The sequence below is a fragment of the Rhodococcus sp. NPDC076796 genome, assembly GCF_040702765.1.
Taxonomy (GTDB): domain Bacteria; phylum Actinomycetota; class Actinomycetes; order Mycobacteriales; family Mycobacteriaceae; genus Rhodococcoides.
This window is the reverse complement of record NZ_JBFBMS010000001.1, coordinates 808,375-821,509: the sequence shown is the minus strand read 5'-3', so window position 1 is coordinate 821,509 and position 13,135 is coordinate 808,375. Positions and strand designations below refer to the sequence as shown.

At 63.5% G+C, this 13,135-nt stretch carries 13 protein-coding genes and 1 tRNA gene; 6 read left to right on the top strand and 8 right to left on the bottom strand.

The features are described from left to right. The first annotated feature begins 19 nt into the window (after nucleotides 1-19). Nucleotides 20-586 (top strand): TetR/AcrR family transcriptional regulator, encoded by a 567-nt coding sequence (locus AB0366_RS03785; protein ID WP_366242754.1) that lies wholly within the window; start codon nucleotides 20-22, stop codon nucleotides 584-586. A gap of 1 nt (nucleotide 587) precedes the next feature. After that, complete coding sequence (locus AB0366_RS03780) at nucleotides 588-1,076, top strand: FBP domain-containing protein (protein WP_366242753.1); 489 nt, start codon at nucleotides 588-590, stop codon at nucleotides 1,074-1,076. On the opposite strand, the gene AB0366_RS03775 is transcribed toward AB0366_RS03780, so the two are convergent. Next, the gene (locus tag AB0366_RS03775; RefSeq protein WP_366242752.1) at nucleotides 1,077-1,844 is read right to left on the bottom strand and encodes an NAD(P)H-dependent oxidoreductase; all 768 of its coding nucleotides are present in this window, start codon (nucleotides 1,842-1,844) and stop codon (nucleotides 1,077-1,079) included. Between the two features lie 71 nt (nucleotides 1,845-1,915). Between AB0366_RS03775 and AB0366_RS03770 the strand changes: the two genes are divergently transcribed. Next, the gene (locus tag AB0366_RS03770; protein WP_366242751.1) at nucleotides 1,916-2,860 is read left to right on the top strand and encodes a helix-turn-helix domain-containing protein; all 945 of its coding nucleotides are present in this window, start codon (nucleotides 1,916-1,918) and stop codon (nucleotides 2,858-2,860) included. Nucleotides 2,861-2,948: 88 nt separating this feature from the next. Here AB0366_RS03770 and AB0366_RS03765 read toward each other — a convergent pair whose 3' ends face one another. Further along, a complete protein-coding gene (locus tag AB0366_RS03765) occupies nucleotides 2,949-3,581 on the bottom strand; it encodes a hypothetical protein (protein WP_366242750.1) in 633 nt (210 codons plus the stop codon). Nucleotides 3,582-3,632: 51 nt separating this feature from the next. Further along, entirely contained in the window at nucleotides 3,633-4,160 is a 528-nt protein-coding gene (locus AB0366_RS03760) for a general stress protein CsbD (protein ID WP_366242749.1), read from the bottom strand. Between the two features lie 92 nt (nucleotides 4,161-4,252). Between AB0366_RS03760 and AB0366_RS03755 the strand changes: the two genes are divergently transcribed. Beyond that, nucleotides 4,253-5,062, top strand: coding sequence for an alpha/beta hydrolase (locus AB0366_RS03755; RefSeq protein WP_366242748.1), 810 nt, complete (start codon nucleotides 4,253-4,255; stop codon nucleotides 5,060-5,062). A 90-nt stretch (nucleotides 5,063-5,152) separates the two neighbouring features. Then, nucleotides 5,153-5,413: an MbtH family protein gene (locus AB0366_RS03750; protein ID WP_008710007.1), complete on the top strand. Its 261-nt coding sequence runs from the start codon at nucleotides 5,153-5,155 to the stop codon at nucleotides 5,411-5,413. A gap of 10 nt (nucleotides 5,414-5,423) precedes the next feature. Here the strand turns inward: AB0366_RS03750 and AB0366_RS03745 are convergent, their stop codons facing one another. Then, nucleotides 5,424-6,887 (bottom strand): threonine/serine exporter family protein, encoded by a 1,464-nt coding sequence (locus AB0366_RS03745; protein WP_366242747.1) that lies wholly within the window; start codon nucleotides 6,885-6,887, stop codon nucleotides 5,424-5,426. 92 nt (nucleotides 6,888-6,979) lie between these two features. Between AB0366_RS03745 and AB0366_RS03740 the strand changes: the two genes are divergently transcribed. Next, nucleotides 6,980-7,054, top strand: a tRNA-Thr gene (locus AB0366_RS03740). 155 nt (nucleotides 7,055-7,209) lie between these two features. Here AB0366_RS03740 and AB0366_RS03735 read toward each other — a convergent pair. From AB0366_RS03735 to AB0366_RS03720, 4 genes are all read right to left on the bottom strand, one after another. Next, nucleotides 7,210-8,208, bottom strand: coding sequence for a DUF368 domain-containing protein (locus tag AB0366_RS03735; RefSeq protein WP_347873383.1), 999 nt, complete (start codon nucleotides 8,206-8,208; stop codon nucleotides 7,210-7,212). Between the two features lie 235 nt (nucleotides 8,209-8,443). Further along, entirely contained in the window at nucleotides 8,444-9,760 is a 1,317-nt protein-coding gene (locus tag AB0366_RS03730) for a helix-turn-helix domain-containing protein (RefSeq protein WP_347873382.1), read from the bottom strand. Then, the gene (locus AB0366_RS03725; RefSeq protein ID WP_347873381.1) at nucleotides 9,757-11,190 is read right to left on the bottom strand and encodes an NAD(P)/FAD-dependent oxidoreductase; all 1,434 of its coding nucleotides are present in this window, start codon (nucleotides 11,188-11,190) and stop codon (nucleotides 9,757-9,759) included. Before AB0366_RS03725 ends, AB0366_RS03730 begins: the two co-directional genes overlap by 4 nt. Continuing rightward, on the bottom strand, nucleotides 11,187-13,064 hold the full coding sequence (locus AB0366_RS03720) for a DUF3556 domain-containing protein (RefSeq protein ID WP_347873380.1): 1,878 nt from the start codon (nucleotides 13,062-13,064) through the stop codon (nucleotides 11,187-11,189). The genes AB0366_RS03725 and AB0366_RS03720 overlap by 4 nt, the downstream gene beginning before the upstream one ends. Between the last annotated feature and the right edge of the window lie 71 nt (nucleotides 13,065-13,135).

The window sequence follows — 13,135 nt, the reverse complement described above, 5'->3', positions numbered from 1 at the left end:
AAAGAACGAGGAGGCCGGCATGGCACGCGCAGGATTGACCGCGCAGCGCATCGTGGCAGTGGGAGCGGATCTGGCCGATGAGGTCGGTTTCGATCGCGTCACCGCCAGTGAGATAGCCAGACGCTTCGACGTCAAGGTGGCGAGCCTGTATTCGCACCTGAAGAACGCGCACGAGTTGAAGGTCGGGATAGCGCTGCTGGCGTTGGAGGAACTGGCCGACCGGGTGTCCGAGGCCCTTGCAGGCCGAGCGGGCAAGGACGCGTTGGTCGCCGTCGCCGACGCGTACCTCGACTACTCGCGCGAACATCCAGGTCGATATGCAGCGACGCAGTTTCCACTCGATCACGAGACCGCTCGTGCGAGTGCGGGAGTGCGTCACTCGGCGATGATGAAGGCGATTCTCCGCGGGTACGACCTGGGCGAAGAGGATCAGGTACACGCAGTTCGATTGCTTGGCAGTGTCTTTCACGGCTACGCCAGCCTCGATGCGTCGGGCTCGTTCGCTCACAGTGCACCCGACTCGCAGCAGTCCTGGGTCCGCATCCTCGACGGAATCGACACACTCTTACAGCACTGGAGGCAGTGACATGGAACCGATCTCCGAACGCGACATCAGGTCGTCGTTCGTCAACTCGTCCAAGGGTGACGCCGGTCGGCTCTCCCTTCCCGAAATGTTCGACGCTGTGCCGTGGGACGATCTCGACTTCTTCGGTTGGGTCGATCCCAAGCTCGCCGGGAGGAGCTACATCGTCGTTCCTTCGGAAGATCGCCTGCGTGGAATTTCGTTGCGCTACAAAGTCGGTGGGCCGCGCACCGCACAGATGTGCAGCATCTGCCTCACCACGCACGCCAACGGTGGAGTGTCGCTGATGGCTGCCGCGAAGGCCGGAGAATCCGGCAGACGCGGCAATACGGTGGGCACCTACATCTGCTCGGACCTCGCGTGCTCGCTCTACGCACGAAAGAAGAAGACCCCGGCGTTGGGTCGTCAGTTCAAGGAGGACTTCGACGTCGAGACACGGACCGCGGCAGTCGAAGACAACATCGCCGCATTTCTCGCTCGCGTTCTCGATTGATCAACGTTCGGTGTGTACTCGCAATCCGGTGTTTTCGGCATCGATAGTGCTCCGCAGCACGAATCGCCTGTCGTAGTCCCCGCCGTTCTGGGTGCGGTAGGGGATGGGCCGGTCGGTGGGCAGGCCCTTCACTCGCTGTAGTAGCTCAGATTCTGCTGCAGCATAATCGGTTTCGGTCATCCGGTCGGCGCTCGCCACCAGAACGGGCGGCAGTACGGACATGCCGGTGTAGAACAGGATGCCGTGCTGAATCGGGTACAGCATCTCGTCCAGATCGCCGTTGATGCCGCGTGGGGAAACGGTGTGTTCGCTGCCGCCCATGCTGAGGACGACCATCGCCCGCTTGCCTGCGAGCATGCCGTCGCCGTAGCGCAGGGACCTGCCGTCCGGCCGTTTGATGCCGTAGCCGAGCCCCTCGACGAACACGCGATCCACCCAGCCCTTCATGATCGCGGGCATCGAGAACCACCACAGCGGAAACTGCAGCACCACGGCATCGGCCCGTAGTAGCTTCTGTTGCTCGGCAACGATGTCCGGGGTCTGGGTGCCGGCCGCGAGGGCCGAGCTGGATGCGGTCGCCACCTTGAATCGCTCAGCCGGATCGTGGTCGTAGTCCGCTGGCTGGACCACTGGATTCCACTGCATCGCATACAGATCCGATTGCTCGACGGTATGGCCGTCGACGAGGAGTTGTTCCAGGGCTGCGTCGCGCAGGGAACCGTTGAGGGAGCGGGCGTCTGGATGGGCATAGACCCACAGGATGTTCATGCACTCGATCCTGGGCTACGCCGCTGTCCGGAACCAGTGGCAGGAAAGACAACATGTGAAAGAATTCGGCCATGACGCATCGCATCGCGGTCTATGTGCGCGACGGTCTCCTCGCCATGGAACTGGGCATCGTGCACCGTCTGTTCGGGCAGGCGCGCTCCGAGTCCGGCGAGTTGCTGTACGAGGTGATCACCTGCACCGACGTGCCCGGTCCGGTTCGCACCGACTCCGACGTCGAGATACTCGTCGAACGCGGGCTCGACGCCGTGGCCGAGGCCGATACCGTCATCGTGCCGGCGTCCGACGCCGACTACACGTCCGATGGCGCTGTCTCCACCTTGTTCGACGCGGTGTCGACCCAGAGGTTGGCGTCGATCTGTACGGGATCGTTCGTGCTGGCTGCGGCGGGTCGGCTCGACGGCAAGCGGGCCACCACCCACTGGAAGTCGGCCGCTCGATTCGCCGAGCTGTATCCGCAGGTGCTGCTCGACCCCAACGTTCTCTACACCGAGGACGGCAACGTGTTGACAGCGGCAGGGGAGGCCTCGGGAATCGATCTGTGTTTGTACATGATTCGACAGGATTTCGGTGCGGCAGTGGCGCATCGGGTGGCGCGCGGAACCGTCGTTCCACCCCATCGCAGCGGTGGTCAGGCGCAGTACATCGACACTCCGGTGCCGCGGACGCACAGTACGTCGACGGCCGACGCGCAGGAATGGGCGCTGCGCAATCTGGGGTCGGCGTTGTCCGTGGAGGATCTGGCCCGGCATCAAGCGATGAGTGTGCGGACGTTCTCACGCAGGTTCGTCGCCGAAGTCGGTGTCTCCCCGGCTCGGTGGATCGTGGCGCAACGCGTGCGACGAGCGCGTGAGCTGCTCGAGAACACGGACCTGACCATCGAACGCATCGCCCACGACACGGGATTCGGCACGGCAACCTCGCTGCGAAATCAACTCGCTGCGGAGTTGGGGGTCTCGCCGAGCGCGTATCGGGCGACGTTCAGGGTTGGCGGTTGAGGGGTTCTTGCCAACGAACAGCGAAAGCCGCTGCATCGAATGGAACCGATGCAGCGGTTTTCGTTTTCATCGAGTGCGGACTGACCTGTCAGTCCTTGTTCTTCTCCGCGATGAACAGCTTCTCGATGCGCTCCGCCTCGTCCTTCTTGGCGGCGGCTTCGTCGGAACGCTCAGCGGCCTCGGCCAATTCGGCCTCGGACGGCGCTGCGGCCAGCTTCTCCTGCTTGTCGACCTGAGCCTGCTGAGCCTTCTTGCGATCCTCGGCGGCCTTTGCGGTGGCAGCGGCCTGCTCGTCGGCCTTCTTCTTGTCCGCAGCAGCCTTGCGCTCGGCGTCCTGAGCGGCCTCGCGCTTGCGTTGCTCGGCCTCCTGGCGGGCGTCACGTGCGGCTTCTTGAGCTGCGGCGTCGGCTGCGCGGCGATCCTTCTCGGCGGTCTCGCGAGCCACCTTCAATTCGTCGTTGGCCGCTGTCTTCTTGGCCCGAGCCTCGGCGTCGAGGCGCGCTGCCTCGGCACGGTTCTCGGTGCTGTCGACGAGAGTCTCGCCGCGATCGGCGAGGCCCTTGTCTCCCAACAGGTTTCCGACGGCGCGGTCCAGCGATCCGAGCGTGTGCTCGTACACCAGGCGCGCGGGTGATTCCGCATTCATCTTCTCGACGACGTTGGTCTCGATGAGCTGCAACGGAATTCGAGCGATCTTGTACTGAATGCGAAGAATGGTCATCGGTATGGCTAGGACACTCATAAGGCGAAACTCCTGTTTTGCGGTAGTGGTTCAGGCCTGGTTGCGGAGCTCTTCGGCCTTCTTGCGATCGGCTTCGGCCTGACGAAGTGCTTCCTGGTGCTTCTGTGCGGCCACCATCTCGTCGGAGTCCGCTGCGGCCTGCTCGATGCGTCGCTCGTCCGCGGCCTCGATCTGCTCGGCGGTCGCGTCTACCTCCGCAGCAGCACGCTCCTGCGCCACTGCCTCGCGCTTCTCCTGCTCGGCGGCGACCACCTGGGTCTGGCGAACTCGGTCGGCGTTGGCCTCGGTGACCGCGGCGTTCTCCTCCGCGGCCTCCCGACGGCTCTCGGCCGCGGTCCGGACGTCGGCCAGTTCCTCCGCGGCTTCGGTGGCCTGTGCCTCGGCGACTCGGTCCGTGGCCTGGGCCTCCTTGTGTTCACGAGCCTGAGCGGCCTGCAATTGGCCCTCGGCTGTCAACGAGTCGTTGCCGGTCACCGCGCCGACGACCTCTTTGGCCTTGCCCTTGATTCCGTCGAGCAATCCCTTGCGTGCTTCGCCCGCTACGTTCTCGTCAGTCATGTAACACCAGGTACCCACTGGCTGTTCGAGTAACCCCGCGTCGGCGCCGAACGATACGATCGCCGACGAATACATCAGCAGTGAGGAGACGTATGCCTATCGCCAAGATCAACGGCATCGACGTGAATTACCAGGTCAAGGGCAGTGGAGACCTGGTAGTTCTGATCATGGGCACCGGCAGTCCCGGTCGTGTGTGGGAGCTGCATCAGGTGCCCGCTCTCACAGCAGCGGGTTACCGGGTGTGCACGTTCGACAATCGAGGCATCGCTCCGTCGTCGGAGAGCACGCACGGCATCACCATGGAGGACATGGTCGCCGACACCGCCGGCCTGATCGAGCTCGTCCGCAACGGCGACGAGAAGGCCTATGTCGTCGGAACGTCGATGGGCTCACGCGTCGCGCAGGAGCTTGCTCTGAGCAGGCCCGACTTGGTTCGCAAAGCCGTGTTCCTCGCAGGCCACGCCCGGGTCGACGAGTTCCAGAAGACTCTCGCCCACGGCGAACGAGCGCTGTACGACAAGCGTGTCGAGCTTCCCGGCACCTACTCGGCCGCGGTGACAGCGGTGATGAACCTGTCGCCTGCCACGTTGCGTGATTCCCGCGGGGCACGCGACTGGCTGGACCTGTTCGAGTTCTCCGCCTCCTCGCCGTCCGCCGGAGTGCGTGCTCAGCTGGGCATGGAGGACGATTTCGATCGGACTGCGGCGTACCGCGGCGTGGCGGTGCCGTGCCTGTCGGTCGGATTCGCCGACGATCGAATGATCCCGCCGTACTTGGGCAAGGAGTTGGCCGACGCCATCCCCGGTGCCCGGTACGTGGAGATAGCGGACGCCGGGCACTACGGATATCTCGAGCGTCCCGAGGCCGTCAATGCGGAACTGCTCGGCTTCTTGAAGGCCTGACGGCACCACGGCCCGACCTGCGTTGCTAGGGTCGTGTGGCACCTCACGGTGCAGACTTACCAACCAAACGTTCGCGACGAGTGAGGCGAGATGAGTACCAACCCGTTCGATGACGAAGACGGACGCTTCTTCGTGCTGGTCAACGACGAAGACCAGCATTCGCTGTGGCCGACGTTCTCCGAGGTCCCTCAGGGATGGCGTGTCGTCTTCGGTGAAGACACCCGCGCCGCGTGCTTGGAGTACGTCGAGAAGAACTGGACCGACATGCGTCCGCGCAGCCTGCGTGAGGCCATGGAGGCCGACGCAGCTGCACGCGCATCCGCTGAGGGAACCCCCAGCACAGAGGCCTGAGTTCCGCCTTCTACGAAGGACTAGTACCGCGCCGCCGACGAACAGTCGGTCGGCGCGGTTCTTCTGTGCGGCGAAGCGTCGGGCGTAGTAGTTCTTCGGTACGCGCGATGATGCGTGGTCGACGCAGAGTGCGGGCACCCCACTCGCCCAGTGTCACACCCGCGGCCAGGCCGCAGCCGACGCCGAATGCCGCGAACAACGAGCTGATGCCGAGCAGAAGCTGGTCGTTGAGGATCGCGTACAGACCGCGGTACAACGCCAGGCCGGGGAGCAGTGGAGTGATGCCCGCGACGGCGACGATCAAGGGCGGAATGAGTGCACGACGAGCCAACAGACCACCTGCGAAGCCGACGACGGTAGCAGCGATGGCCGAGGCGATGATCGGTCCCACGTTGAGGGTCTGCGAGAGCAGATACACCAGCGAGCCCGCGAAGCCGCCCATGAATGCAGCCGTCAACGCACGACGTTCGGCGTAGCAGGCCAGTGCATAGAACAGTGACGCTGCCGCGCCGGCGATCACCTTGGTGGGGACCTGCAGGATGTCCGGTGGTGCCAGGTTGCTGATCTGCGGCAGATCGCTACCGATCAACGCGGCCAACCGCAGAGACGTCGCAACGCCGGCGATGATGCCGCCGGTCATCATCAACACTTCGAAGAATCTCGACACCGCGGTGATCGGGGCACCGGTAATCGCGTCCTGCACCGAGCCGACGAGTGAGAGCCCCGAGAGCAGCACGATCACACCGGCCGCGATGACCTGCGACGGTGAAATATCGATGTTCAGCTGGTCCTGAAAGTTGTAGAGCGTGATCGCCGGTGTCGCCGCCACGAAGCCGCCGACAACCTGCTGAAAGAAGAACGGCAACCCGGCGCGGTTCAGGACGCGCCCGATGCGGTCGATCACCATCGTGGTCAGGAAGCTGACAACAGCGACCAAAGGGCCACCACCGAGAAGCACACTGATGGCCGCGGCCATGCCCGACCACGCCAGCGTCGCAATCCAGCGGTTGTAGGGGTGCGGAGCCTTGGTGATCTCGTCGAGGCGTTCCAGCGCCGCACTCGGCGGCACCATCTTGACGCGCACGGCGCGAATGAGACGGTCGACCTCGGCCAGCCGCGTGAAGTCCATCGACCGGTAATGCACGATGCGCATCGTCGACGCAGGCGGTCGCGTCGGGCCGCGGTGGGCACTGAGAGTGATCGAGTTGTATGTGACGTCGACATCGCAACGTGCGAGGCCGTAGGTCGCGGCGATGTACTGCACCTGCGTCGCCGTATCCATCGCAGCCGTTCCCGATGCCAACAACACCTCGCCGACGCGAACCGCGAGGTCCAGGACTTCCGCAACCGACGCATCGTCGGTCAGATCGATCGGACGAAGAGGCGACGGTGCTGCGGTCGGCGTATCGATGGTGGCCCGACGCTCACCGGTGAGACGGCTCAGCGAAGCCGTCAGGTCTTGCAGGAAAGTCATGACCGTCTTTACACGTTGCTGGGGTGATCCACGGACAAGGTACCTGTTGTGACTGAGCGTCCGATGAACGGATATGCTGGCTTCGCTTCACTGCCTCCTTAGCTCAGCGGTAGAGCACTCGCCTTGTAAGCGAGCGGTCAACGGTTCAATCCCGTTAGGAGGCTCCACTGCTCCGATCCCGCTGCTGGGGTCGGAGTTTTTGTGTCTGTGTGGGCCGGTGTGGAGGGTTCGCGCGCAAATACGCCCCTCGTCGGAATTCACGGTGCCTGCAGGCGGTGCGGATTCCGACGAGGTGCGTATATGGCCGGCAACGCCCGCCGTTTCAGGGCGTACGCGTGGATGCCAGTCGATGCTGAGCGATGGCGACCACAGCCACGACCGCAACTCCTACGGCGAACAACCCCAAGGCAGCGGGCCATTCGTTGCCGACGGCCAGCAGCTCTCTGTTCTCGCCCTGCCACGGCCACAGTGCACGCAACGATCCCAACAGCAGACCGGCAGCGGCGACCATCGCCAGATTGTGGTAGTTCGCCAGCAACCACTCGAGCACTCGAACGAAGCTGACCAACCCCACCAGAGCGCCCAGGGCGAATACAGCAAGGTACGTCAGGTTCCGCTCGTCGACGGCCGTGAGCGTCGGCGCATACAGGCCGATGACCAGCAGAAAGAACGACCCCGATACGCCTGGCAGCACGAGCGCACAGATGGCGATCGTCGCGGCGAAGAACACCAGGATCAACGACGGATTCGACGCTTCGGCCCCGGGTAACGACGTGAGGACGACGACAGCGACAGCGAGAACGACGAACAGAGCCACGGCAGACAGTCGGGACCGGGTGGTGGGGAACGCACCACGCGTGATCTCCATGAACGGGATCGCCACCGACATCGCGATCATGCCCATGAACAGCGCTTTGGAGTAGACGGGCTGATTCGTGACGAAATCCGCCATGATCCCCGCCACCGAGAACACCATCAACAGCATGCCGACGCCGACCGTGACGAGCAGCCACCAATCGACCTGACGGACCTCGGCGCGCACGTCGGACCGCGTCACCGCGGCCTTGGGGATGTCCGTCAGATGCTTCGCCGACGCGATGGCCCTGGTGTAGATGCCGGTGACCAGGGCGACCGTACCGCCGGAGACCCCGGGGACCGTTTCCGCCAGACCGATCAGACCGCCGCGAACGACGTTGACCGCCAATTCCGTCGCAGGCGGCCGCCCCCTGGCAACTTCATCGAGTTCGGGTCGCTGGTCCAGCCCGGGGCGACCCTGGTCCTTGTCCCCATGGTCGGAGGGCGTCTGCCGGTTCGTCGTCATGCCCGAATCGTCCCAAACACTTCTATGCCGCTTGACACCGGCTCGGCAAGCTCAGGTACGACCCATCTGCAGTGCCCGTACGGCGGGCAGCATCCACTGTGCCTCACCAGCCACACCGCCGCTGCGGATCAGCTCCTCGCATTCGTGAATCCGACGCCGATCGGAGTCAGATATTCGAATGTGAGGGGCCGATTCGGCTCAGACAGCCGAGGCGGCTGTCGTGGCTGTCCAGGGGTCACATCGGCTTGAGCACCGATGGGCCGAGGAATTCGCAGACTTGAAGTGCGAGGGCGAGGTCGAGTTTGTCGGCGCTCACAGTGTGTTGGTCCAGGGCTTTGTTGATTCGGTACTTGACGGTGTTTCGATGCAGGTTGAGGTGCTGTGCTGCGCGCAGGTGGCTTTCGTCGTGCGCGAAGTATGCGTTCAGGGTTGTCCGCAGAATGGCGGCAGCCGGTGTGTCCTCGGCCAGTGGACCGAGTCTCTCCCACACCCACGCTCGGGTCGAGTCCAGATTCTGGGCGAGCAGCGACACGATCGCCACTCCCTTGTCGCCGAATCCGACGATCGATCGAGTGGGGGTACCGGGGACGGTTGCGACCGAGTACGCCGCGCGGGCTTGCTCGTGCGAGCGACGAAAGCCCTGAATTCCGTACGCGGGAAGACCCGCGGCAAGGCGGGTCGAGTCATCGAGGTCGAGGACGGAGGACAACTCCGAGGTATCGAGTGCGGATGTTCGTGAACCGAGTGGAATCCATGCCCACACTGTTCGCCGATCGATCGCCGTGATGATCGGAGGACCATTGGACTTGGCGAAAGCTGCAGTGCGGCGAGCGATGTCATCGATCGATCCGAGTGTGGTTGCGGCGTCGGGTGCGCTGTCCCAGACCACGACCGCAAGGTGTTGTTGATCGAGCCGGTAGCCGGTCTGATTCTCGAATGCTGTCGAGTTCTCGCCCTTGTCGGCCAGCAAAGTGTGAATGGTGGAGGAATGCACGTTGCCTTGGGCACCGATCCACCGTCTTCGCTCGCTTTCGTATGCATCGAAGACGAACAGGGTGATCCAGTCGATGTAGTTGTAGATCACGTCTGAAATATGTTCCAGCACAGGTAGTTCGAGGCTCGAATCGAGTTCGAGCTTGTGGATCTCCTCGAAACACTGGCGCATCATGTCGTTCTGTCCCATGTGGTACGCCCGCACCAGGGAGTTCGACGGCACATCCCGTTGAGCGAGGCGCAGAGCGTACTCGACCGCAGCGGTGGTGGGCTGAAGATGGTCGACGGGTATGTCGTTGGCCAGCACGTGGATGATGGTCGAGACATTTCCGTGCACGGATGCTTCGAGGAGCTCGACCAGAACAGGGTCCTCGTCGAGTTGATCGATGTCGTGTGCGAGAAGACTGGTCATCGAGCGCACGATGTCGCTTTCCCTGGCCGCCAGCGACCGGGCGATGCCGGCGGAGGCGATCAGGACATCGTCGGCGGCGGTTGCAGGTACTCGTGCCAACCGCCCACGTGCCACCGCCCTGCGTTCCTGGGAGCCCGGGCTCGTCATCGCAATACCCTCGCGGACTTTCTCAGGTACTTCAAGGCAGATTCGGCGGCGTTGAAGCCGCACATGCCGTGCGCGCCTGCTCCGGGTGGGGTCGACGCCGAGCACAGGTAGACCCCGGGGACGCCGATACTGTAGGGATCGAGGGCGATTCGCGGTCTGAGCACCACCTGCAGCTCGGTGTTCGCACCTCCGATTATGTCTCCACCGACGTAATTGGGGTTGGAGCGCTCGAGATCTGCCGGTGACGTCACGGTCGTTGCGACGATGATGTCGCGGAAACCCGGTGCGAACCGCTCGATCTGGGCGATGACGGCTTCCGTTGCATCCCCCGTGTACCCGTTGGGCACATGCGCGTAGGCATACAGCGGATTGATCGTTCCCGCGGACCGCGTCGGGTCGGCTACATACTGCTGACCGACCAGAACGAAGGGGCGCGACGGCATCCTGCCCTGGGTGATGTCTTTCTCGTTCGCTGCGATCTCCTCGAACGTTCCACCGAGGTGGACGGTACCGGCACGAGCGCAGTCGGAGTTGGTCCAGGGAACGTCACCGTCGATGGCGAAATCGACTTTGAAGGCTGCTGGGGCTTTACGGAACTTACTGTAGGCCTTGGCAACACGGTTCGGTACGGCGTCGCCGTAGATCTTCAGTGCAGCACTCGGTGACGTATCGAGAAGAACGATATCGGCCCGGGGAATGTCGGAGGCAGTCCGAACGGTGATCCCCGTGTCGATCTTGCCGCCCCAGTCGCGCAGCATCGATGCCAGCGATCGGGAGATCGCCTCCGAGCCGCCCTCTGCCACCGGCCAACCGTAGCGATGCCCGGACGCGGTGATCATCAGTCCGACGGCCGAGGTGGCGGGTCGGTCCAGCCGGTAGAACGTATGTGCCGCAACACCTCCGAACAAGGCCCTCGCCTTCTCTGTGCGCCACCACCGCGCTGCGACCGTGGCAGGCAGCAAGGCGCGGGGACCGAAAGCGACGAGAGGCAACGGGTGTCGGGGCACGTTCGCTATCGGGCGCATCAGTTCTGCCGCAAGGACATCGAAATTGCGTGCGATATCTCCGAACATTCGCTTCCAGCGAGTCCCATCGGGACCGAGCCCGTCTGCGGTGGCGTCGATGGAGCGGTAGATGAGCCCGGCGTCACCGCCGTCGAGCGGATGGGCGCAATCGACCTCGGCCCACTTCCAGTCGAGGCCGTAGCGCTCGAGATCGAGAGTGGCGAGGTACGGAGAACCTGCGCCCATCGGGTGAATCGCGGAACACAGATCGTGAATCACACCGGGCACCGTCAGCTCGCCGCTGCGGGTGCCACCGCCGATCGTGTCGGCTGCCTCCAGAACCTGAACATCGACTCCGGAGCGGGCGAGGTGTACCGCGGCAGCGAGCCCGTTGGGCCCGCTGCCGACGACTACGGCGGTGGTCATACTCGGTGACCGCGCTGTGATGTGGGTGCGACGACGGAGTCGCCGGACTCGGTTGCGGTGGTGTCGCGCATCTTGGGTTCCTCTACGGTGCCGGGGTCGGTAGCGGCGCGGTTGGCGTCGATGTCCAGTGTCCATGTCACATCGACCGGAATGGGGCCGTTGGGCAACCACGGTTGTTCGTTGATGGCATCGGCGACCTTGTATGTGCCGCGTTCGATGACTCCCAGCGCGGCGTCGATGACCTGATATTCCTGATAGTTTTTGTGAATCGGCTGCGATTCGATCCACACCACCAGGAATTCTCCCGGGGCGAAGTTGCATCGGCGCTGAATCGCGGCGATGAGCTTGTCGTCGTGCAGGTGCCCGTCACCGAAGTTGAACGCGACGATCGAGTTGCAGGAGAATTCTCCTTCGCGGAGCGTGTAGGTGTCGATGTCGTCCCCGAGATGGTTCATCATCAGTGAGAACAGGGCGCGTCCCTGGCTGTGCAGCGAACGCCATCCGAGAAGCTGGTGCATCACCACGTCGGCGACCTCGGGTGGGTAGCTGGCCAGGAGCTGGGTGCGAGTGTTCTGGCTGGGACGCTCGATGAACTGATCGAGCTTGTCCTCGCATCCCGGGGCGAACGCCCACGTCGCCGAGGCCCAGTTGCCGGCGTACTGCCGCATCGAAGGCAGGAACGAGACCAGATCGGGTCGAAGATTGCCCAGGATCGGAAAGAACACCAGACCCGCGACGATGAGTGCCAGCAATGCGGGCGACGAGAAGTCCCACACCGCGTAACCGCCGGCGTTGGGGAAGCCGAGGAACAAGAACACCGCAGCGAAGGCGAAGAGCAGGTTCCACTCGAGGGGAACAGCCAGTGGGAACGTGGAGGTGATGAACAGATGGAACGCCACCATCAATCCGGCACCGGCAAGTGCGACAACAGCATTGGTGGTGAACAGAAGAACCAGAGGGGTAGCGACCTCGACGAGGGTTCCCAGGACGTGGCCGACCCCGCCGGCAACTTTGGAGGGGCGAAGGTCGTGGGGGAAGTTGCGGTAGTGCGCTCGCTTGAGAGCCTTCGAGGGAATCCACGGCGTGTTCGAGAGCATGGGAGGGATCACCATGGAGAAGTGATGGCCGAGCTTGGAGATGCCGGCACCGACCCACACGGTCACGATGAGCAGTTTGAGGGCGATGATCATGTCGACGAAGGGCAGGAAGCCGAAGAACAAGACCGCGGGAAAGTACTGCTCGCCGCGGGCGGCGATGAAGATGACCTTGTCTCGCAGTCCGATCAGAACCAACAGGGCTGCGAGCGACATCATCAGTGCGGGGCGCACCAGGCCGTTGTTGTCCGCGAGGGCGGCGTCGATCGAACCGGTGTGTACACCGGGAAGTGCAAGCGCAACAACGATATTGACCAGTACAGCGACATATACGACGACGTCGAAGACGGTACGGCTGTCACCTGTGGTCAGTGGCACCTTGCCCGGCCACGGTGGCAGGCGAATGGTTCCCGGGCGAAGCCAGAACAGCGCACCGCCCATCATCGGCTTGAAGTGTCCGGCAAGCGGACCCCAGGATCCGCCCAGTCCCACGGTTTCGAGTAGCAGAGTCCAGAGCAGCAGCTTCTGGTAGACGATCGGCTCGTTCCACCATGCCGAGATGTCGAGCGGATTGTGGCCGGAGGTCAGGGTGGCCACTGCCACTCCTGCGCCGATGTAGAGGACCAGCAGTTTGAGGAGGTAGATGGTGTGGACCATCTTCGGAGTGCCGAATCCGTGGTCGGCCCAGTGGGTGGACATGGCCCGCAGTCGTTCGCGGAACGGTAGATCGAGAAATGTCGCAGGGTCGACCTGCGGGAAGTTTCCTTCTTTGAATCCCATGAGTGCTCCTGTTCGGGAAAGGATTTGGGCAGCAACGATCACCTCGTCCGGGAATTCGGACCAGGAGTGAC

Bases quoted from the DNA above. Each gene is read 5' to 3' on its own strand.
- AB0366_RS03730 (WP_347873382.1), bottom strand. From the start codon at position 9,760: ATGACGAGCCCGGGCTCCCAGGAACGCAGGGCGGTGGCACGTGGGCGG.
- AB0366_RS03720 (WP_347873380.1), bottom strand. From the start codon at position 13,064: ATGGGATTCAAAGAAGGAAACTTCCCGCAGGTCGACCCTGCGACATTT.
- AB0366_RS03735 (WP_347873383.1), bottom strand. From the start codon at position 8,208: ATGACGACGAACCGGCAGACGCCCTCCGACCATGGGGACAAGGACCAG.
- AB0366_RS03755 (WP_366242748.1), top strand. From the start codon at position 4,253: ATGCCTATCGCCAAGATCAACGGCATCGACGTGAATTACCAGGTCAAG.
- AB0366_RS03770 (WP_366242751.1), top strand. From the start codon at position 1,916: ATGACGCATCGCATCGCGGTCTATGTGCGCGACGGTCTCCTCGCCATG.
- AB0366_RS03760 (WP_366242749.1), bottom strand. From the start codon at position 4,160: ATGACTGACGAGAACGTAGCGGGCGAAGCACGCAAGGGATTGCTCGAC.
- AB0366_RS03775 (WP_366242752.1), bottom strand. From the start codon at position 1,844: ATGAACATCCTGTGGGTCTATGCCCATCCAGACGCCCGCTCCCTCAAC.
- AB0366_RS03750 (WP_008710007.1), top strand. From the start codon at position 5,153: ATGAGTACCAACCCGTTCGATGACGAAGACGGACGCTTCTTCGTGCTG.
- AB0366_RS03780 (WP_366242753.1), top strand. From the start codon at position 588: ATGGAACCGATCTCCGAACGCGACATCAGGTCGTCGTTCGTCAACTCG.
- AB0366_RS03745 (WP_366242747.1), bottom strand. From the start codon at position 6,887: ATGACTTTCCTGCAAGACCTGACGGCTTCGCTGAGCCGTCTCACCGGT.
- AB0366_RS03765 (WP_366242750.1), bottom strand. From the start codon at position 3,581: ATGACCATTCTTCGCATTCAGTACAAGATCGCTCGAATTCCGTTGCAG.
- AB0366_RS03785 (WP_366242754.1), top strand. From the start codon at position 20: ATGGCACGCGCAGGATTGACCGCGCAGCGCATCGTGGCAGTGGGAGCG.
- AB0366_RS03725 (WP_347873381.1), bottom strand. From the start codon at position 11,190: ATGACCACCGCCGTAGTCGTCGGCAGCGGGCCCAACGGGCTCGCTGCC.